The following is a 20,288-nucleotide window of genomic DNA, read 5'->3' as shown; positions in this document are numbered from 1 at the left end:
CCCCTGCCCTCTGCCCCCTGCCCCCTGCCCTCTGCCCCCTGCCTCTTCATCCTCGACCTTTGGCGAATAGGCTTAAACCTTCTGTGCCGATATCTTTGAAGATATCCATGTAACAGCTGTCTAAGTGCCAGATATGGTTTATGGTCGTCAACGAGCCTATTTGGGAACAGGTTGGGCTTATCCACTGCATTTAAGTGTGCAAGGTGGGATACAACTTAGCCATGAAGATCAAAAAGTTAAAGAATCTATTTGGATTATCCTCCGCACGGGTGTCGGTGAGCGGGTTTATCGACCTACGTTTGGTTCACGCTTGTCAGAACTGGCGTTTGCACCTTTAAATAGCGATACCCTACTGCGAATCCGTCTTTATGTCTTGGAAGCTTTAGAAGTTTGGGAACCACGCATTATTATCGATGAAGTTGTCACTGATCCTGACCCTGTGCGTGGCAGAGTAGACATCATCATTAATTATCGACTTAAAGACAGTCCCGATATTTATAGTTTTGTTTATCCTTATTATTTGGTTTCAGCTGGGGAGGAATCGTGATACCAATTCGCAATTCGCAATGACGCTTGAAGACTCGCTAACGCTGCGCTAACGCAATTCGCAATTAAGAAAGCTGAACTTTCTCTGGGTTTCTAGGCTTGTATCTGGCACATTCTTTTTTTAAATTGGTATGAACTTTGACTTTTTACCGAAACTACCTTCTTCTAACTTAGACGATCGCGCCTTTGATGATTTGGTGCAAGAATGTATTATGCGTATTCCTCGCTACTGTCCAGAATGGACAGACCACAATCTCAGCGATCCAGGAATTACGCTAATTGAGTTATTTGCTTGGTTAACTGACCAAATGTTGCTCAGATTTAACCAAGTACCTCGCAAAAATTATGTTGCTTTTCTAGAATTACTCGGTATTCGTCTCCAGCCTCCCGCCCCAGCCCGCACAGAATTAACTTTTTATTTAAGCGCTCCACTACCTGAAGCCTATACTATCCCAGCCGGATTAGAAGCCTCAACTATCCGCACTGAAACTACAGAAGCTATTACCTTCAGCACCGATTCTGCTCTAATTATCGGGAATCCCCGCATCCAACATTTCTTAACTGCCCAAACCACCGAAGATATTCCCCAATCTCTGCGTGAAAGAGTGACAGCTTCATGGACTCGTCAATCTGACGGTTACTGGACAGGTAATGAACAATCGATTTTTGAAGAGGAACCCCAACCTGGTAACTGCTTTTATTTAGCGATCGCTTCTGATGATCCAATAGAAGCTAATGTTTTAGAAATTATTTTTCAAGGAGCTGCGGCTACTCCTACTGGTATTAATCCCAATCAACCACCCCGCAAGTGGGAAGCCTGGGATGGGGAAAATTGGCAACCAGTTTTATTGCAAGAGTCAGATGATAATACTCGCGGGTTCAGTTTTTATGAAATCGCCCAACAAGGTGGGAACCCGTCTCAAGGAGCAGAAGTACGGCTACATCTACCTCAAGTTTGGCCTGTAACTAATTTTACCTCTTACCGAGGTCGTTGGTTGCGCTGTAGTTTTATTAATACAGAAGCCAATGAATCTGGTTACAATCGTCCACCACGAATTTCTGGTTTAGCAGTGCGGTCAATTGGCGGTACTGTTAGGGCTAGTCACAGTACGCTGATTCTAGATGAGCGCTTGGGAATTAGTGATGGTACACCCGGCCAAAGTTTCCAGTTGCAAACAGCACCAATTTTAGAACGTCGAGAAAATGAGTATATTTTAGTTACTCCCAGTGGTGGATTGCCTCAGAAGTGGACTGAGGTGAGAGATTTTGCTGATTCTGGCCCCCATCACTTTCATTACACCATTGATTCACTCACCGGTACAATCCAATTTGGGCCGCTGATTCGGGAACCTAGCCAACTTAAACAGCAAACCCAGGTGCGAGCGCGAATCCAGCAACCGTTACTAGATGACACATCTGTACAAGTTCTTGACAATAACCAGTCGGAACACCAATACGGCGCGATTCCTCCCCGTGGTTCAGAGATTAAAATGGTTGCTTATCGTACAGGCGGTGGTAGAGAAGGCAATGTGCAAACTGGGGCAATTCAGTTTTTGAAGTCTGCATATCCTTATGTTGCTAGTGTGATAAATCGTGTACCAGCAATCAATGGCGCGGACGCTGAATCGCTGGAGCAAGCTGTAATGAAGGCTCCCCGCATCCTCCGCACGCGCGATCGCGCCGTCACTGCTGAAGATTTTGAAGTTTTAACTCAACAGGCGGGTGCTGGTGCGATCGCTCGTGTCCGTTGTTTGCCAGCGAATTCTCGTAGACAGGCTGGTATAGTTACTTTACTGGTAGTTCCATTTGCAAATACAGATGCGATCGCTCAAGGCAATGGCATGACACCAGAAAATTTTGCTCTTAGTAATGCCCTCCAAGAGCAAATTTTGAGTTACTTAGATGAAAGACGTTTATTAGGGGTACAAATAGAATTACAAGAACCAAATTACGTAGGTGTTTCTGTACAGACAGAAGTTGCTTTAGAGCCAGCATACAACAACCCTTTTGCCAGCGAAGAAATTCGTCAGAATTTAAGGCGATCGTTATATAAATATTTAAATCCATTAACTGGAGGAATCGACGGCAAAGGTTGGCCCTTTGGGCGACCCGTTTATACATCGGATATTGTGGCACTATTGCAACAAACCCCTGGTGTGCGTCATTTAGGCCCCGTCCTGCTGTTTCCCATCCGCAAGCAAGGAGAAAATTGGCGACGACAACCATCGCCAGAACAGTTAATTGACCCAGGTTCAGAAGGGTTGATATGTTCTTGGGCTGATACCAATCTGCGTTCAAATCATGACATCCAAATAATTCGTAATTCGTAATTTGTCATTTGTCATTTGTCATTCGTCATTCTCGTCCCCAATCCCCATTCCCCAGTCCCCAATCCTATGGTTCAAAGTCGCTCTAGCCCATCTGTACGTATTCAATTAACGCCAATGCAAATTCCTGAAGCTTTACCTGTGGCAGGTTTAGCATTTGCAAATGCGGATAATATGGATGTGGCTGGGCGTAGTTTACTCTTGCATCCTGGGCATCCCAGCGAGATGATTGTGCAAGTGCAAAACTTAGAACAGCGTTCTTTGCGGGTGAGTTTAAGCGTTGAGGGAAACTTTCCGTCTCAGTGGTGTCAGATTGGCACAGAAGGCAGTGAGATCCCGCCTCGTGGACAAATGGATGCTGTCCTTTACTTTTCAATTCCCGACACATTTTTTGAAGACCAAGAAGCGATTTCTTCTGGAAAAAAAGACAAACTTACGCTCAATTTTCGTAGTTTAGTTACTCTACATATAGACCCAGGCACTGAGAACGAACAAATAGAGAGAAGCGAGTATTTCGATTTATACATTCGTCCCTACACTGCCTACATGGAATTCTTGCCAATTTTGTATCGGGAAGTGGATTTTATTGGTCGCTTCATGAAAATATTTGAGCAAGCTTTTCAACCAATAGTTAATAGTTACAATGTCATGTGGGCAAACCTCGATCCCTTGACAGCACCGCAAGCACTACTACCTTTTATGGCTCATTGGATTGCTTGGCAAGTAGATTCTGTTTGGGATCTCCAGCAACAAAGACGTTTAATTCGCCGGGCTGTAGAACTTTATCGCTGGCGGGGAACTCGTAAAGGATTACGCCTCTATTTACATCTTTATACTGGTTTACCTTTAGACGAACATTTACCTAATGAAGCTGATAAACATATTAGTATTATAGAACCTTTTGGTCCAAGTTTTATTATAGGAGATGCACAATTAGGAAATGCAGTTTTAGCAGGTGGACAACCGTATCACTTTATAGTGCGTTTGCGTTCAAATATTTCTAGTGGCATCATCAACGAACAGCTGATCGAAAGAATCATAGAACAAGAGAAACCTGCCTTCTGCACCTATGAATTATCTATCGAAAATCCCTCTAATTAAATAATTCGTAATTACTAAGTAAAATATAAAATCCAAAATTATTTATGTCCCATCCTTTCCCACCACCACCAATCAAATCTTTTGAACGCCTTCAAGCCGCAGACGGTTTACTAATCAATGCGGAACGCTGGCGTACAGCCCATGATTACCACCGAAATCGGCAAAATGCCCAATATCAAAGTTTAAACCAACCAGGGATTGTCTGCGGTTTAGGTGTTCGAGATGTGGCTGCCCCAAGTCAAGTAGAAGCTAGATATAGAGATGGGCGTTGGGTGCAAATTCAACCTGGTATTGCAATTGATTTAGCAGGTAATCTAATTGTTGTACCGACTTCTTATGATTTTCCTATTGATCTAGAAGTAGCAAGTTCAGAACCACTTATGATCTACTTAGTAGTTAGCTATGTAGATCCTGATGAATTGCGGCGTGGGCAGCAAAGAGATATTGTTCAAGAAACCTATCGAATTGATCAAAGAAACTCCATACCAGCCAGTTCAGAAATAGAGATATGTCGCATACTTCTGCAACCAGGACATACTGAAATTACCCAACCTGCGGATGCTTTCTTTCCTGGATATAACAATGTTGATTTGCGTTATCGCCGTCAGGCACAAATGCGTCCCCAAGCCCTTGTGTGTATGGCGCAAGCGATTCATAGCGATCCTGAATGTGCGCGTAATTTTTTCAGCCTTTCGTACTTGTTGCAAGCAGTAGAACCTCTGTACCCCAGTTTGCGAGGAGCTGATGAACCAGGTCAGGTTTCTTTAGGGGAAAATATTCAAGATTATGATCTACTTTATCTAACAGGTGGACAGGCCATATCTTTCAATAGTCTCGAATTTGAATCCCTTAAAAATTACTTAAATTTAGGTGGTGTGCTTCTAGTTGATGCACCAGCAAATGCTAACCTTTTGATTGAGAGTACTCAAGCATTAGCGCAACAGTTAGAGAGTCCTTTAAGACCTTTAGAAGAATTGCAACGAAGTCATCCTTTAAGGACAAAACCTTTTTTATTTGCTGCTTTGCCAATGGTTAATCAACAGCAAATTAAAATGTTAATGGGTGGAGGGATTATTTTAGTAATTGGTGATTTAGCGACTGCTTGGGGACTGGATAGAGATTTGAGTTTACCCAGATTGACTATTCGTACAGCCCAGGAACTCGGAATTAATATTCTTCACTATGCTTGGAAACGGCGACAGTTAATTGGTTTGCAACAGGAAGATAATTCAGGGCAATGGTAGCAGTAGTAGGGTGGACATTACTTTAAGTAATATTGCATCTATTCCACATTTTTTTGGCAATGCCTACCCGATAATATCGAGCGATCGCTTTCACCTCAATTTAATCTCTATTTTTATCAAAAAGTGAAAGTTCAAAACCTCGCCCCTGGTGTACGGCTTAGTTTAATTGCGAATTGCGAATTGCGAATTGCGAATTGCGAATTGCGAATTGCGAATTGGTTTTATCAATCTTCTGCCCGCAACAACCAAAAGCCGCTATAAGTCATCCCGGAATCATCGGGTTGAACTAACAAAAAATGTAATCCCCGGCTTTGCTGTTTCCGTTGTTCAAATACCTGGGCTGCTGTTGTAACTTCTGGATCTTCAAAAGTGGCAACAATCCACCTGTCTACTAAGCCAGCCTCAAATACTAAGCCGTCTGGTGCGCCAGATATATAGTTCAAGGCTACGGGACGGGCTTGCTGCAACCACCGGGCTAGGCGCATCGATTGCCGTCCACCATAAATTACTACACCAGGGACGGGGGCTGTTGACGCTAAACCCAAATTGATGGGTTTAAGATGTTCTGCGATGTGCAAAATGGGAATAGGGCGATCGCTAAATATCGTTTCCACATCACTAGCAGCTAAACTTGCAAAACGCCATTGTTCTCCCCAGAGGTTTTCTGGTAATGGTGCTGGAGGTGGTTTATCCAGCGTTGAGGGATACTGCTTTTCTTGTAACCACTGCTTTAACGCCAAAGTGTGGCGGGTAGGTTCGACATTTATACTTAAATTGCGTCCCGCCGCCTCAATTAAACTTAGAGACTGAGGACGAAACACCTGAATCACATCTGGCAGTTTTTCACCTGCGGCTAGTTCAAGTTGAGCAACAACCCAACTAGAATTAGCTGCTGACTGAAGACAGGTAGCTTCATACTCAAAACTGCGAGTTCCGTCACAAATCAACAACTCCCATAAAATTTGTCCAGATGCATCTTGTGAGGGACGGCGATAAAAATCAACTTGCCAAATTTTCATAATTTATGTAGGCATGGGGTATGGGGAATGGGGCATTGGGCATGGGAGAGATCGGTGAGACTTAAAACTGAAAGTTTTAAGTTCAAAGGTTCAACGTTTATGCTCAAAGGCTCAACGTTTATGCTCAAAGGTTCAACGCTCATGCTCAAAGGCTCAACGCTCATGCTCAAAGGTTCAACGCTCATGCTCAAAGGTTCAACGCTCATGCTCAAAGGCTCAACGCTCATGCTCAAAGGTTCAACGCTCATGCTCAAAGGCTCAACGCTCATGCTCAAAGGTTCAACGCTCATGCTCAAAGGTTCAACGCTCATGCCCCATGCTCCATGCCCAATAACAATTTAAAAAGCCTGAATCCATTCTTTGACAGAATATTCAGTCCAGATGCCATTTTTCCAGTAGGGGTCATTTTCAATTAACTGCCGTACAGTGGCTTCGTCTTCGGCTTCGTAAATCCCAAAAACTTTTGTAACATCCTTGGTAGGGCCAATAGTAATTAGCACACCGGATTCTTTCTGTTTTGCTAATCCGTCTAAATGAGCTTGACGGTAGGGGGTACGTTTTTCAAGAACGTCTTCGCAGTAAGTTCCCCAGAGTACATATTTAGTCATAACTTTACCAATTTTGGATTTTAGATTTTAGAGCCGATAGATTTAAGAGTGAGGAATTATTAACTCCTAACTCTTAACAAATGACAAATGACTAACTTCTCAGGTTTACGCCGAATTTTTCCACCAAGGCTTCGCGGACTTTATTGTGTACTGGTTCCACTTCTGCCTCAGTAAGAGTGCGATCGCTAGCCCGATAAACTAAGCGAAATGCTAAACTCCTCTGCCCTTGGGGGACATTTTCACCCCGATATTCATCAAATAATTCCACCGATTCGAGCAAATCTTTAGCCGCTTTGGTGATTACTTTTTGAATGTCGGCAACTGAGATTTTCACAGGTGCGAAAAAGGCGATGTCGCGATCGCTAGCTGGATAGGTAGAATAAGGCTGGAATGTTGGAACCAGAATTTCATCTTGCCCTACAGCTTCTAAAAGCACATCTAGATCCAACTGGAAAACATAAACGGAATCTGGTAAACCTTTTTCTCGTCGCAATTGGGGATGAAGTTGCCCAAAAATACCCAGCCTGTTACCCCCAATCCACAGGGAAGCGGTGCGTCCTGGATGTAAGCGATCGTCGCGGCGATCGGGTTGAAATTCTACTTGCAAGGCAAGTTGCCGAAATACACTTTCTAAAATGCCTTTGGCTTCAAACCAAGTGATAGGTTCTTCGCGTCCACTTTTTGACCATTTGCCAAGTGAGCGATCGCCTCCCACGATTCCAGCCAGGGCTTCTGTTTCTTGCAAACCGTCTTCTTCTTGCCAGAAAATTTGCCCGATTTCAAAACCGTTAAGGGCACCATTACCCTGCTCTAAATTGTATTGAAAGGCATCAATTAACCCAGATAGCAAATCGGTTCGCAGTGCTGAATATTCGGCAAATAAAGGGTTTGACAGCACTATCGGTCTGTCTTCTCCTGGTTTGACTAGAGAATAGTGAATTAATTCTGTCAACCCTTCAGCCCGCAGAAAAGCTCGTAACTTGCGAATCAGCTCTTCATCTATGGGCAGATAACCAGCTTCTGCTTTTTCTGGTAAGGTATCACAAAATTTGTTGTAGCCATAAAGCCGGGCGATTTCTTCAATTAAATCAATTTCTCGCTCTAAGTCACGGTAACGATAGGGTGGCACAGAAACTGACCATTTAGGTTGATGCGTAGCGTCTTCTCCTGAAACATCGTCTGAAGGAGTCAACTTACATCCCAATGCAGTCAGGATGCGTTCAACATCTTGTTCTTGGAGTTCACCTGTGTCCTCTCCTAAATCGATTGGCCCCAATATCTGATTAACTCGGTCTAAACGCAGTGCGATAGAACGACTCCAGGTAGAAGGATCGGGGCGAGTGTCGGCAATTTCCTGCTGGACAAGAATTCCACTAGCCAATTCGCTAATTAAAGATAAGGCGCGGCGATTAGCTATTTCCAATTCAGCGCGGTTAACTCCCCGTTCATATCTGCCAGAAGCCTCACTTCTTAAGCCAACACTGCGGGAAGAACGGCGAATTGCCACGGAATCAAATAAAGCTGCTTCTAAAACTAGGCTTTGAGTCCCTTCATGGACTTCCGTTTCTTCTCCACCCATGACTCCCGCCAGTGCAACGGGTCTTTCGTTAGCAGTAATTAACAAATTTTGGGTTGATAGGGTGCGAGTTTGTCCATCCAGGGTTTTGAGGGATTCTCCAGCAGTGGCGAAGCGAACACCAATAGTTAAACTTTCGTTACCTGCAACAGATTTTAGGCGATCGCGGTCAAAAGCGTGCAGTGGTTGTCCCCATTCCAACAAAACGTAGTTAGTAATATCTACGACATTACTTATAGGACGTACCCCAGCAGCCCGTAAACGCTGCTGCAACCATTCGGGTGATGGAGCAATTTTTACCTGTTCAATTACCGTACCAATGTATGCAGGACAAGCTTGGGTATTGGCAATTTTTAAAGCTAAATTTCCGGCACTATTGTTAACAGAGACTTCACCAGGTTCAGGAATACTTAACTTTCCACCAGTTAAAGCTGCTACTTCTCGTGCTACGCCTACCATACTCAGAGCATCAGCGCGATTAGCAGTTGCGGTGAGGTCTAAAATTACATCATCTAGACCCAACAACGGACGCACATCACTACCCAATGGTAAATTTTCCTGAGAAAAAATATGGATTCCGTCTACATCCGTGGGCAAACCGAGTTCTTTTAAAGAACAAATCATGCCTTGAGATGGGACACCACGCAATTTTGCAGGCTTAATTTTTAAATCGATGTTGGGTAAGTAAGTACCTGTAGTTGCTACTGGCACATAGATATCTGCCTTCACATTGGCAGCGCCACAGACAATATTTAAAGTCTCACCTGCGCCGACATCCACTTGGCAAACACTCAATTTATCGGCGTTGGGATGAGGTTGACGCTCAAGCACTTTCCCTACAACCACGCCATTTGCCCAAGTGCGGCGATCTTCAATATCTTCAACCTCAAACCCTGCCATTGTCAGGGTTTCGGCTAATTCTTCTGGACTAAGTTTTATCTCTACTAGTTCGCGCAGCCAATTTAGAGAAATACGCATGGAGTGTGCTTGTTTTAGGAATCGTCTTTTGTTTTTATTTTAGAGTGACTACTAGCGATCGATGGCTACTCATCCCGCAAGGCGTACCCTTTCACTTGAACAATCCTACTACGTTAGACTGACAGAACAATCTTTGATGCTAAACAATATATAAAAATGCAATAATGACAATCCTATCAAACGAAAAATCAATTGTTCTTGTTTGTGCTGCTGATGATAACTACTCTATGCCTATAGCATCGGCTACCCGCTCAGTTATTGCCAATTTCCAAAGTCAGCATAAGTTGGTTCTATATATTATTGATGCTGGAATTAGTAAACTCAACAAACATAGAATTATCAAAAACTTAAAATCTGAGGAAGTCAGTATCAATTGGCTCAAGCCTAAAAAGCAGCACTTCAAAAATGTACAAACTTCATCCACTATTACAATTGCTGCTTACTATCGGCTTTTAATTCCTCAATTGTTACCAAAGCAATTTAATAAGGCAATTTACATTGATAGTGATGTGATTGTCCAAGGAAATATAGAGCAATTATGGAATATTGATATTGGAGAATATTATCTTTTGGCAGCACAGGATATGGGAGCGCCTTATGTATCTTCGCCAAGAGGACTCATCAATTATCAAGAGCTTGGCATTTACCCAGAATCTAAATACTTTAATTCTGGGGTTTTAGTAATGAATCTCAAAAAATGGCGGGAAGATAATATTTTTGAAAAAGTAATTGAGTATGTGAGAATAAATAAACAGTATGTGCGCTGGCATGACCAAGATGGTTTGAATGCTATTCTTGCAGGAAAATGGGGTGAACTTGAACCCAAATGGAATCAAATGCCATATTTATTTCAATATTCATCTTGGCAAGATAGTCCGTTTACAGAAGATGTATTCAATCAGCTAATTAATAATCCTGATATTATTCATTTTTCAACTAGGGATAAGCCTTGGCACAATAGTTGTAACCATCCTTACAAAGATTTATTTTTTAAATACCTTGATAATTCAATTTGGTCTAATTGGTCTGCTGAACAAGTTGTAAAAAAAGAAAGGCAAAAACAGATTGCGTTTTTTATTAACATTTATTATATGGCAAAGCACCGAATTAAGTCACTGTTAAAAGCATAATAAAAAACTAAATCTCTCTTTCAACCGAAAAAAGTAAGTACCGCAAGGCGGAAGTCAAAAATAAAAAGTTAAAAGTCAAAAGTTTTATGGAATAAACTCTTTATGGCTTTTCAATAATCTGTTTATTTCCGCCATGCTGTACTAGATAGACTAGTCCTCTTGTTCGCCACAAGTTTTGAAATTCTAGAAATAAATAAGTTAACAGCATCAGCGATCGCAAAACTTGAATCTTTAAAATTCGATAAAACTTCACAAATAATATTTTGTCATTCAACAGACTACAAAAATCAAGCTTCACTATTTTTGTAGCGTAATTACATTAAATTGTAATGCTCAACAGAGGAAAATTTTTCCTGTTTGAACCGAAAATCACTGCTAAAACTATCTCTAAAGTATTCACCATAAGGATTAGCGACAATTTTACTCAAATCTAATTGGACCATATCGAAAGAATGGACAATCCAAATCGAAAGAATGGACAATCCAATCTATATTTTGTTCATTTGAAATATAAATTTAATTTTGTATAGTTTTGCTAAGGGTAGTAATTGCTGTTTTTATTAGTATTTCTTTATTGAAGATGAAAGTAAAAAAATGCTTTCATTCCCGCCTTTGATCTTCCTTTAGATAGAGGAATTTCAGTTCAAGTAATAGGAGCTTAATTCTAATGGCAACTTCTGACAATAGCAATCAAACTGCTGGATCGCAAGGTACTAGCAACAATTTATCTGGTAACGGAAATTTTTCTTTCAGTGATGGCAAATGGCAGTCCACCGATGGCAGCAGTTTAGATGGTAGCAGTGGCTCCGGTAGCAGTGCCCCTCGTGGCGGTGGCTTCGGTGGCGGTGGCTTCGGTGGCAGTGCCCCCCGTGGCGGTGACTCCGGTGGCAGTGGCTTCGGTGGCGGTGGCTCCGGTAACAGTGGCTCCGGTGGCAGTGGCTTCGGTGGCGGTGGCTCCGGTAACAGTGGCTCCAGTGGCAGTGGCTTCGGTGGCAGTGGCTTCGGTGGCAGTGGCTTCGGTGGCGGTGGCTCCGGTAACAGTGGCTTCGGTGGCGGTGACTCCGGTAACAGTGGCTCCGGTAACGGTGGCTCCGGTAGCAGTGCCTCCGGTGGCAGTGGCTTCGGTGGCGCTGCTAGTGGTAGCGGTGGCTTCGCTTCCTTCATTGGTGGTGGTAACTCATCCACAATCAGCGAAGATGGAAAGTACGCCTACAATTACGAGCGACCACTCGACGAGCGGGCTTTAACTGATACTAATAATCCGTTCAATCAACTGGTCGGAGTCGTTGGCGGTGATCCCAGCGCATTAGGTGGTGGTGGCAACCCTTTTGCTAGTGGTAACGCATCCGGTGGTAACGCATCCGGTGGTAACGCATCCGGTGGTAACGCATCTGGTGGTGGTGGCAACCCCTTGGGTGGTGGTAACGCATCCGGTGGTGGTAGCAACCCCTTGGGTGGTGGTAACGCATCCGGTGGTGGTAGCAATCCCTTGGGTGGTGGTAACAACCCCTTCGGTGGTGGTAGGGGCTCTGGTGGTGGTAGCAACCCCTTCGGTGGTGGTAACGCATCTGGTGATAGTACCTCTAGTACTAACAATGCTCCTGCTAGTGGCAACCTCCCTGGTAACTTACCATTTGGCAGCACTCCCCCCTCCAGCGAGAGTGGTAACAACCTACCTGAAAGTGGCAACGGTCTACCTGTACCTTATAAGAGCGACAACTGGATATCTGATATTCAAAACTTAGATGGTGCAAATGCTACTGGTAACAGTGGTCAAGGTAACGGTAACTGGAGTTTTGGTAGTAACAACACAACCGACGGTAATGGTAACTGGAATTTTGGTGGTAGCAATACAACCGACGGTAACGGTAACTGGAACTACGGTGATGGCGCCAAAACCGAAGGTAATGGCAACTGGGGCTTTGGTAACGAGAATACAACCAACGGTAACGGTAACTGGAACTTAGGCAATAACAACGACATCCTTGGTAATGCCAATACACTACCTGGTAGTAGCAACGACATCCTTGGTAGTGGCAACACTGCCAGTGTAAATAACAGCAATCTCCTTGGAAACCGGATTGAAGCCAGTGGTGATAACAAAACACTCGTTGGTAATGAAGGCTGGAATTTCTCTGTTGGTGGCGAACTGATGTCGCTAGGTAGCACTACACCCAACCAAAATATAGGAACTGATGTCAAGAGTTTACTCAGCAGTTCTGACCTTATAATATCCGCCATGTCAAATCCAGGCTACAACAACCCGAATTATGATTTCTCTACCATATCCTAAAACTTTGTAGCAGACAGGGGCCAGTTTTTGCATCGGTAAGCCTGTCTATCGTAGCAATGAGTCTTTTTGTCAACCTGAGTTGATTACATTTTGAATATAATACTTCTCGGTTAAGCTTTGCAGTTGAAATTGCTCTAATTGATCGCTGCAAGAATCAACCTTCTAGCAGTTCAAAAATTTCAATCTGTAACTAACCCAGAAGTATTACTTTTTGCAATGCAGTAAGCCTTTTTGAACCGCTAAATTTTTTTAGTTAGCTATATAATTCAAAAAAATATTGATTAATTCCAACAAAGAAGGAGCATCTTCAAAAGCTAAAACTGTAGCCATGTTGATTTATCTTCACTAGCTCAATTTTGTTAGGTTTTATAGTGTGTTTACTTTAAGTTAAATTAAGTCAAATGCATAAAGATTATTTTCAGTAGCTCGGCGCGAGTAAAAGGTTTAGTGAGATATCCAGATGCGCCCACTAATTTCGCCTTTACTTTGTCTACAATCCCTTTGCTGCCAGTGACAAAGATGATAGGAGTCTTTTGAAACATTGAATTATTTCGTATAATGCGACACAACTCATAACCATCAATCCCTAGCATATTTAAATCTAGCAAAATTAAGTCTGGTTTGTGTCTTATAATTGACAAGACGGCTTTAACTGGGTCGTTGATCGTCACTACAGAAAAATTTTCATTTTCTAAGAAACGGCTAATTTCTTTGAGAATTGTAGGGCTATCATCTACAGAAACAATTTTGTGGACTTTTTGTGCCGTTACAGTAGCAGCCGTTACTATTTGGGAAGCAGGATTTGTGTTATTTAATATTGTTGGTTCCTGAAAGTTCTCTTTTGGAGGAGGAGAAAGCTGTGGTAATCGCTGAACAGGAGCTACATTCTCTTCAAAAATATCCGGGTAAGAGTTGACGGGAATATTTAGTTTTTCTTTTGTGTCAACTAATGGAACGAATTTTGTCAAAAGCGATTGCTCTTCAAATATCTTTGGTAATTTATCAAATGGTGGATCAGCTTCATGCAAGATAATCGCTCCCTTAACTATATAAGGGTATAAATTGCGAGCCAATTCGATTTCATCTTGATTCAAAATTGTAGCCAAATGACATAGGCTGAAACCCTTCATCCAATTAGTTAAATCTGGCTGAAGTTTTGGTAAATCTTTTTCCTGGATTTTGCTGTTAATCAACAGATATGGACGTTGAAATGCAGAAGAGATTTGGGGAACAAAAGCTTGCCAATTTTCTAATCTTACTTGGCAACGTTGTAGAATCTTTTCGACATCTAGCCTACAAATCCTTGGCATTTTCTCGAGTGGTTGGGCTAATTCATAAGTACCTTGTTTGATTAACAAAAATGATTCAATCACCTCTTTAACTAATTCTTGAATCAGCACTGCTGCTTGTGTAGAATGTAGATATTGCTGACTAAGAAGCCAGGATATAGCCTGATATTCAGGGGGGTGGTTTATCGAATTGTTGTCATTTTCAATTAACTGACTGTGTGAGTCAGGTTCAAACATCAAACGTAGTTGGACACGAACCTCACTTGTCAGCAGTGGAATTTGGTGGCTGAGGCGACGCAAATGACGTTCTAGCCTATCAAATGGTTCCACTGAATGGGTAGCGTAAGTTATTCTTCCCTGTTCTAGGTAAATCGACCAAGAAACTGAGTTACTCAATGCTTGTAAACAAGTACTGTCGGAGCAATTTGATAACTGTCTTAACAAATTTAGAGGACGTAGTTTGGTGAATGCACCAGAATTATTCATATTTTTTAAGTTTTTTTGCGGAATCAACAACCGAACATTTGTAAATTGAAGATATCAGCTATGAAGTATTTTCTTCTTTGTAATATTTCTCTCCGTAGAAATTATGCCTTTTAAAATATGTATATATATTAAAAGGATAAAAGGAATAGACTTAGAGCTTGTTTGTTACATTTAGCACGCTCTACTTATTTTATATTTTCCAAAAAAATTAGGTGGGTATGAATAAACGTAAACACTTATCATAGCTAGACTATTAGTAGATGTCGCTTATTTCTGGATTTTACTCACTACCGACAACCTTGGCTATAGACCTTAACTAATGACGTTTATTCATGCCTACTCACTTAAAGAAGCAAATTTTATCCCAAGTTTCCGCAGTTACACTGGTATAGTTTTACAGCTAATGATCTTAATTATGGTTAATTACTTTTATGTAAAAGAACGATTTTTCTACATAAAATCTTTAAAATTTTATCTAGGAAAGTTTACGTATTTATTGTACTGTAGGGTTAATGGATATAAATTTTGGTAGATACATTACAACAGGGAATGCTGGGTCTTGATAAACTCTTTTTTGCTAAACTAAACTGTTCTCAAGTTCTTCTTAAATATATCGAGAACTTCATGAAAAAAATTTGTTTAATAAAAATTAGAGCATCTACCACTAGATACTATATTCTGTAAGTCGCCTCGGCGGCTGTAATTATATACTCTCAAGAAAGGGAAATAAAGCTTTGAACTTTAACATAACACATAAAGTTATGGATGATACATTAAGACTTGATGAAGTAGTAGAATTTGCTGAGAATCCAGAACCGCGTTGTCCTTGTGTACTGTTGCTAGACACATCTGGCTCGATGCAAGGAGATCCGATTGAGGCTTTAAATCAGGGTTTACTAAGTTTAAAGGATGAATTAGTCAAAAATTCCTTAGCAGCAAGACGCGTGGAAGTGGCGATCGTAACTTTTGATAGTAATATCAATGTAGTACAAGACTTTGTCACTGCTGATCAATTCAATCCGCCAATTTTGACAGCCCAGGGGTTGACTACGATGGGTGCAGGAATTCATAAAGCTTTAGACATAATTCAAGAGCGGAAATCTCAGTATCGTGCCAATGGGATTGCTTACTATCGTCCTTGGGTATTCATGATTACCGATGGAGAACCGCAAGGTGAGTTAGAAAATGTTGTAGAGCAAGCATCCCAACGCCTACAGGGAGATGAGGCAAATAAGCGCGTAGCATTTTTTACAGTAGGTGTGGAGAATGCGAATATGACACGTTTAAATCAAATAGCTGTGCGTACCCCCCTAAAGCTTAAAGGATTAAATTTTATCGAGATGTTTGTCTGGCTGTCAACTAGTATGTCGGCTGTTTCTCATTCACAAGTAGACGAACAGGTAGCACTACCGCCGATTGGTTGGGGAACTGTTTAATTAAAAATTGCAGCTTGATGTTTACACAGCTAGCTGCTGGAAAAAAAATTTATGAACATATCAAAACAGATTGCTCAATGGCGGATTGTGGCTGCGTCTGTATGTGGTACGAGTCACTTAAAAAACAATCAGTTATGTCAGGATGCTCATCACTGGCAGATATTATCAGATAATGTTTTAGTGGCAGCCGCAGCAGATGGCGCGGGTTCTGCATTACTGGGGAAAGTGGGAGCGATGATTGCTGTGGAGACAGCCATAGAAAATCTTTCCACTAAAGGACTCACCCGGAAAATTTTCACTGATGATGCCTATGTGCGATCGCTCTTAAATGATGCCATACTAGCCGCCAAAAAAGCTGTGGAGGATGAGGCGGCTACTTGTGACAAACAGCCTCAAGATTTAGCAACTACCTTAATTGTGATGCTTGCCACACCAGAAGTTGTGGCTGTGGTACAGATAGGTGATGGTTTGGCAGTGGCAAAAGATAGTATGGGCAACTTGTTGGCACTGACTATGCCTGATAGCGGCGAATACATCAATGAAACCACTTTTTTAACTTCTCCTACTGCCTTAGATACAGCGCAGATGAAAATCTGGCGTACAGACATAGTAAATGTTGGCATCATCACCGACGGACTACAAATGCTGGCTTTGAATATGGTTGTTGGCGAACCTCACAAACCCTTCTTTTTTCCGTTATTTGAATTTGTAGCTAATGCTGAGGATAAGACAGAAGCAAAGGAGCAGTTAGTAACATTTTTACGCTCAGAACGGATTACACAACGCACTGATGATGATTTGACACTCATTATAGCTGCATTCAATAATTCATAAGCAATACATCTACAGGTTTCACATCTTACATAACTCCCGTTAGCGGTAATTTCATTATGCAGGTACTACGTTGTTCCCCTAGAAAAGAAATCCTCAGTCTCAATGTCAGTTTGGGACGTGGCGGTGAAGCTTGTGTTTATGCAGTGCCATCCGATAACAACTTGGTGGCAAAGATTTACCACAAGCCAACTACTGCCCATGCTGATAAACTCCAAGCAATGCTTGCCAACCCGCCGGAAAACCCTACGGCGAGTTTAGGGCATATCTCTATCGCTTGGCCAGAGGATTTATTACGGGCACCAGATGGCAAAAATATCATTCTCGGCTTTTTAATGCCACGGATTCAGGGGATGCGTCCAATCATCGACTTTTACAACCCCAGAACCCGCCGCCAACACTGCCCCCTCTTCAACTATCAGTACCTGCTCCGCACGGCTCGTAACTTGGCGGCGGCTTTTGCAGCTTTACACGCTAGTGGATATTGCATTGGTGATGTAAATGAGTCAAATATCCTCGTCAGTGACACAGCACTGGTGACTTTGATAGACACAGACTCCTTCCAAGTACTCGACCCAAGCAACAACGTTGTTTATCGCTGCCCAGTTGGTAAACCAGAGTTTACCCCACCAGAACTACAGAATAAAACTTTTGCCCAGCACGATCGCGAAATTTCTCACGATTTATTTGGGTTAGCGGTGCTGGTATTCCAACTCTTAATGGAAGGCACTCACCCATTTTCGGGGATTTTTCAAGGCGCTATTGAGCCACCGCCCTATGAAGCCCGTATTGCATCGGGTCATTTCACTTACAGCCAAAAGCGCTACGTACCCTACCTTCCTACGCCCATTGCACCCCCTTGGGAAATTCTACATCCCAGCTTACAAGAACTATTTGTCCGTTGTTTTGAAGAGGGTCACAACAACCCACTGCTGCGCCCCAGTGCCCAGACTTGGCTCTCAGCAATATCTGAAGCCGAAGATTCTTTGATTACCTGCACGACAAATCCGCAGCATCGCTACAACAACCACATGCGTAGCTGTCCCTGGTGTGAACGTACCGTTCGATTAGGCGGACGCGACCCCTTCCCATCACATCGGGCTATAGAAGCTAGAGAACATCTCCAACCGCGAATCAAAGCGAAAAAGCGCTACACCCAAACACCGCATTTTCCACAGCGAAGCCGAGCCATGTCTCCGCAGTTAAATTATTGGCAGCCAATAATTACCCCAAGCGGTGCATCTTATAAACCTTCCAAGAAGTCAAAGTTGTACCCGATTATTTGTTGCTTGCTGGGTTTTGGTTTATTGGGATATGCGGACGTAATGATTAAATTTACTCAGCCGTTGGTTTCTCAAAATGCTTATACCCAACAAACATTGAAGTCTCGCCAGGCAAATCAAAAACTCAGCTTCGCTGATTACTATCAGCAAGGTTATGTTGCTTACAAAGACCGAGATTATGAAAAAGCAATTGCCAGCTTTACCGAAGCAATTGAACAAGAACCGACACACGCTAGAGCTATTGTAAATCGTGGCAATGCCCGCTATAACCTCAAAGACTACGAAGGAGCAGTTGTAGATTATAGCCAAGCTCTCAAAATCAATCCCAATCAAATCAAAGCTCTTGTGAATCGGGGTAATGCCCGCTATATGCTTGCCGAATATAGTAACGATCCTGATCTAGAGTATAACCTAGCGATCGCCGACTATAATCGGGCAATTGGCCTCGATAATAATGAAATTGAAGCTTATATCAGACGGGGCATTGTCCGCACCCAAATGGCTAAATATAGCGGTGAATCTCAACAAGCTTACAAAAGAGCGATCGCAGATTTTACTCACGTAATACAACTTAATGTATCCAAAGCAGAAGCTTACTTTCACCGTGGTGTCGTCTATTATCAAATTGCTCAATATAGCAGCAATTATGAGCAAGAATATAATCAAGCGATCGCCGACTTTAACCAAGCATTAAGTATCAGCCCGAAACTAGCAAAAGTATATCTCAAACGAGGTATGGTTCGCTATGAACTGGCACAATATGGCGGTAGTGAATCTAACAAAAATCAGACGAAAGCTATCGAAGATATACAAGCGTCTGCCAAAATATTTCTTGAGCAAGATGATATGGATAATTATCAACAAGCACTCAGTAATATGTGTATAGTCATAGAAAACAAATGTGACCCTTTATTCCAAAGCTCAAGTAATTTGGAAAAAACTAACTAAAAACAAGTAAGTTTTTTTACTGGCAGATTATTGGTTTAAATTTCATAAGTCAAGCCTAACTAGGGTTAGCTTACGCTAACCCTAGTTATTTATTGGGTAGCATTTTTTATTTAAAAAAATAATTTATTTTCCTATTTTTATATATTCATATAGCTTTTATATAGAAAAGATTTTAATTTATGTTTCCTTCATAATTTTGCCGAAAATTATAGTTAGATTATTGACGGAGAAAAAGAAAACAGAAATCAGTTTTTTTCTATCTAAAGTGCATCCTCTTCATGTCGATAAAGTCAAATAATAATATCCCTACAAATCTCCGAGGTAATTGCATGAAAGCGGTGATTTTGGCTGGAGGACTTGGTACACGCCTCAGTGAAGAAACTAGTATCAGACCCAAGCCGATGGTTGAAATTGGTGGTAAGCCAATTCTCTGGCACATAATGAAAACTTACTCTGCTCACGGCATTAACGACTTCATTATTTGTTGCGGTTACAAAGGTTACATAATTAAGGAGTATTTTGCTAACTACTTCTTACACATGTCAGATGTTACCTTTGATATGCGATTTAACCAAATGAACGTGCATTCTGGTTATGCTGAACCCTGGCGTGTCACCTTAGTAAATACAGGTGATAATACAATGACAGGCGGACGTTTAAAGCGAATCAGCGAACATCTTGGTAATGAGACTTTTTGCTTTACTTATGGTGATGGTGTAAGTAATATTAATATCACCGAGCTAGTTAAGTTTCATAAAGAACAGAAGACATTAGGAACACTCACAGCTGTTCAACCAGCTGGGCGTTTTGGTGCCATTTCCTTAGGATATGAGCAAACTAAAATTACCAGTTTTCGGGAAAAACCCGAAGGTGATGGAGCTTGGATTAATGGCGGTTATTTTGTGCTAGAACCAGAAGTAATTAACTTAATTGCTGATGACTCTACCGTGTGGGAGCAAGAGCCATTAGAAAAGCTAGCTGATATGGAACAGCTATCTGCTTTTAAACATGATGGTTTTTGGCAACCGATGGATACTTTACGCGATAAAAACTACCTAGAGGGGCTATGGAAAAGCAATCAGGCCCCTTGGAAGGTATGGTAGAAAGAGCTGGGATGAGGGAGACAGGGGGACAAGGGGACAAGGGGAGTAACTTCTCACTCAACACTCCCAATGCCCACTTGCCCTGAGCGT

16 protein-coding genes are annotated in these 20,288 nt (G+C 42.0%); 10 read left to right on the top strand and 6 right to left on the bottom strand.

The features are described from left to right. Nucleotides 1–133 precede the first annotated feature (133 nt). The 4 genes from H6G26_RS24810 to H6G26_RS24795 all read left to right on the top strand — a co-directional run bounded on the left by H6G26_RS24810 (nt 134) and on the right by H6G26_RS24795 (nt 5,218). The gene (locus tag H6G26_RS24810; RefSeq protein ID WP_190732158.1) at nt 134–547 is read left to right on the top strand and encodes a GPW/gp25 family protein; all 414 of its coding nucleotides are present in this window, start codon (nt 134–136) and stop codon (nt 545–547) included. 130 nt (nt 548–677) lie between these two features. After that, the gene (locus H6G26_RS24805; RefSeq protein WP_190732156.1) at nt 678–2,876 is read left to right on the top strand and encodes a putative baseplate assembly protein; all 2,199 of its coding nucleotides are present in this window, start codon (nt 678–680) and stop codon (nt 2,874–2,876) included. Nucleotides 2,877–2,942: 66 nt separating this feature from the next. Further along, nucleotides 2,943–3,974 (top strand): phage tail protein, encoded by a 1,032-nt coding sequence (locus H6G26_RS24800; RefSeq protein ID WP_190732155.1) that lies wholly within the window; start codon nt 2,943–2,945, stop codon nt 3,972–3,974. A 44-nt stretch (nt 3,975–4,018) separates the two neighbouring features. Beyond that, the gene (locus tag H6G26_RS24795; RefSeq protein WP_190732154.1) at nt 4,019–5,218 is read left to right on the top strand and encodes a DUF4159 domain-containing protein; all 1,200 of its coding nucleotides are present in this window, start codon (nt 4,019–4,021) and stop codon (nt 5,216–5,218) included. Nucleotides 5,219–5,442: 224 nt separating this feature from the next. Here H6G26_RS24795 and H6G26_RS24790 read toward each other — a convergent pair whose 3' ends face one another. From H6G26_RS24790 to pheT, 4 genes are all read right to left on the bottom strand, one after another. Further along, on the bottom strand, nt 5,443–6,237 hold the full coding sequence (locus H6G26_RS24790; protein ID WP_190732152.1) for a Tab2/Atab2 family RNA-binding protein: 795 nt from the start codon (nt 6,235–6,237) through the stop codon (nt 5,443–5,445). Then, a complete protein-coding gene (locus tag H6G26_RS24785) occupies nt 6,234–6,548 on the bottom strand; it encodes a hypothetical protein (RefSeq protein WP_190732149.1) in 315 nt (104 codons plus the stop codon). Before H6G26_RS24785 ends, H6G26_RS24790 begins: the two co-directional genes overlap by 4 nt. 27 nt (nt 6,549–6,575) lie before the next feature. Further along, nucleotides 6,576–6,845, bottom strand: a complete 270-nt coding sequence (locus tag H6G26_RS24780; protein WP_190732147.1) for a YciI family protein — start codon at nt 6,843–6,845, stop codon at nt 6,576–6,578. Between the two features lie 91 nt (nt 6,846–6,936). Next, nucleotides 6,937–9,399 (bottom strand): phenylalanine--tRNA ligase subunit beta, encoded by a 2,463-nt coding sequence (pheT, locus tag H6G26_RS24775; protein ID WP_190732146.1) that lies wholly within the window; start codon nt 9,397–9,399, stop codon nt 6,937–6,939. A gap of 164 nt (nt 9,400–9,563) precedes the next feature. Here pheT and H6G26_RS24770 point away from each other — a divergent pair, with 164 nt between their 5' ends. Beyond that, the gene (locus H6G26_RS24770; RefSeq protein WP_190732144.1) at nt 9,564–10,529 is read left to right on the top strand and encodes a glycosyltransferase family 8 protein; all 966 of its coding nucleotides are present in this window, start codon (nt 9,564–9,566) and stop codon (nt 10,527–10,529) included. 100 nt (nt 10,530–10,629) lie between these two features. Here H6G26_RS24770 and H6G26_RS24765 read toward each other — a convergent pair whose 3' ends face one another. Then, nucleotides 10,630–10,782, bottom strand: coding sequence for a hypothetical protein (locus H6G26_RS24765; protein WP_190732142.1), 153 nt, complete (start codon nt 10,780–10,782; stop codon nt 10,630–10,632). A 414-nt stretch (nt 10,783–11,196) separates the two neighbouring features. On the opposite strand from H6G26_RS24765, the gene H6G26_RS24760 reads away from it, so the two are divergent. After that, nucleotides 11,197–12,822, top strand: a complete 1,626-nt coding sequence (locus tag H6G26_RS24760) for a hypothetical protein (protein ID WP_190732141.1) — start codon at nt 11,197–11,199, stop codon at nt 12,820–12,822. Nucleotides 12,823–13,214: 392 nt separating this feature from the next. Here the strand turns inward: H6G26_RS24760 and H6G26_RS24755 are convergent, their stop codons facing one another. Next, complete coding sequence (locus H6G26_RS24755) at nt 13,215–14,597, bottom strand: response regulator (protein ID WP_190732138.1); 1,383 nt, start codon at nt 14,595–14,597, stop codon at nt 13,215–13,217. A 761-nt stretch (nt 14,598–15,358) separates the two neighbouring features. Between H6G26_RS24755 and H6G26_RS24750 the strand changes: the two genes are divergently transcribed. The 4 genes from H6G26_RS24750 (at nt 15,359) to rfbF (ending at nt 20,198) form a co-directional block, all read left to right on the top strand. Beyond that, entirely contained in the window at nt 15,359–16,033 is a 675-nt protein-coding gene (locus H6G26_RS24750; protein ID WP_100898244.1) for a VWA domain-containing protein, read from the top strand. 51 nt (nt 16,034–16,084) lie between these two features. Beyond that, nucleotides 16,085–16,867, top strand: coding sequence for a PP2C family serine/threonine-protein phosphatase (locus H6G26_RS24745; RefSeq protein WP_190732136.1), 783 nt, complete (start codon nt 16,085–16,087; stop codon nt 16,865–16,867). A gap of 56 nt (nt 16,868–16,923) precedes the next feature. Beyond that, nucleotides 16,924–19,095, top strand: a complete 2,172-nt coding sequence (locus tag H6G26_RS24740; protein ID WP_190732134.1) for a tetratricopeptide repeat protein — start codon at nt 16,924–16,926, stop codon at nt 19,093–19,095. 329 nt (nt 19,096–19,424) lie between these two features. Beyond that, nucleotides 19,425–20,198, top strand: a complete 774-nt coding sequence (rfbF, locus tag H6G26_RS24735; protein ID WP_190732132.1) for a glucose-1-phosphate cytidylyltransferase — start codon at nt 19,425–19,427, stop codon at nt 20,196–20,198. Nucleotides 20,199–20,288 lie beyond the last annotated feature (90 nt).

The organism is Nostoc sp. FACHB-888 (assembly GCF_014696655.1).
In the GTDB taxonomy this organism is placed as follows: domain Bacteria; phylum Cyanobacteriota; class Cyanobacteriia; order Cyanobacteriales; family Nostocaceae; genus Nostoc.
Note: the sequence above shows the minus strand (reverse complement) of the source record. Positions and strands in the feature narration are given on the sequence as shown.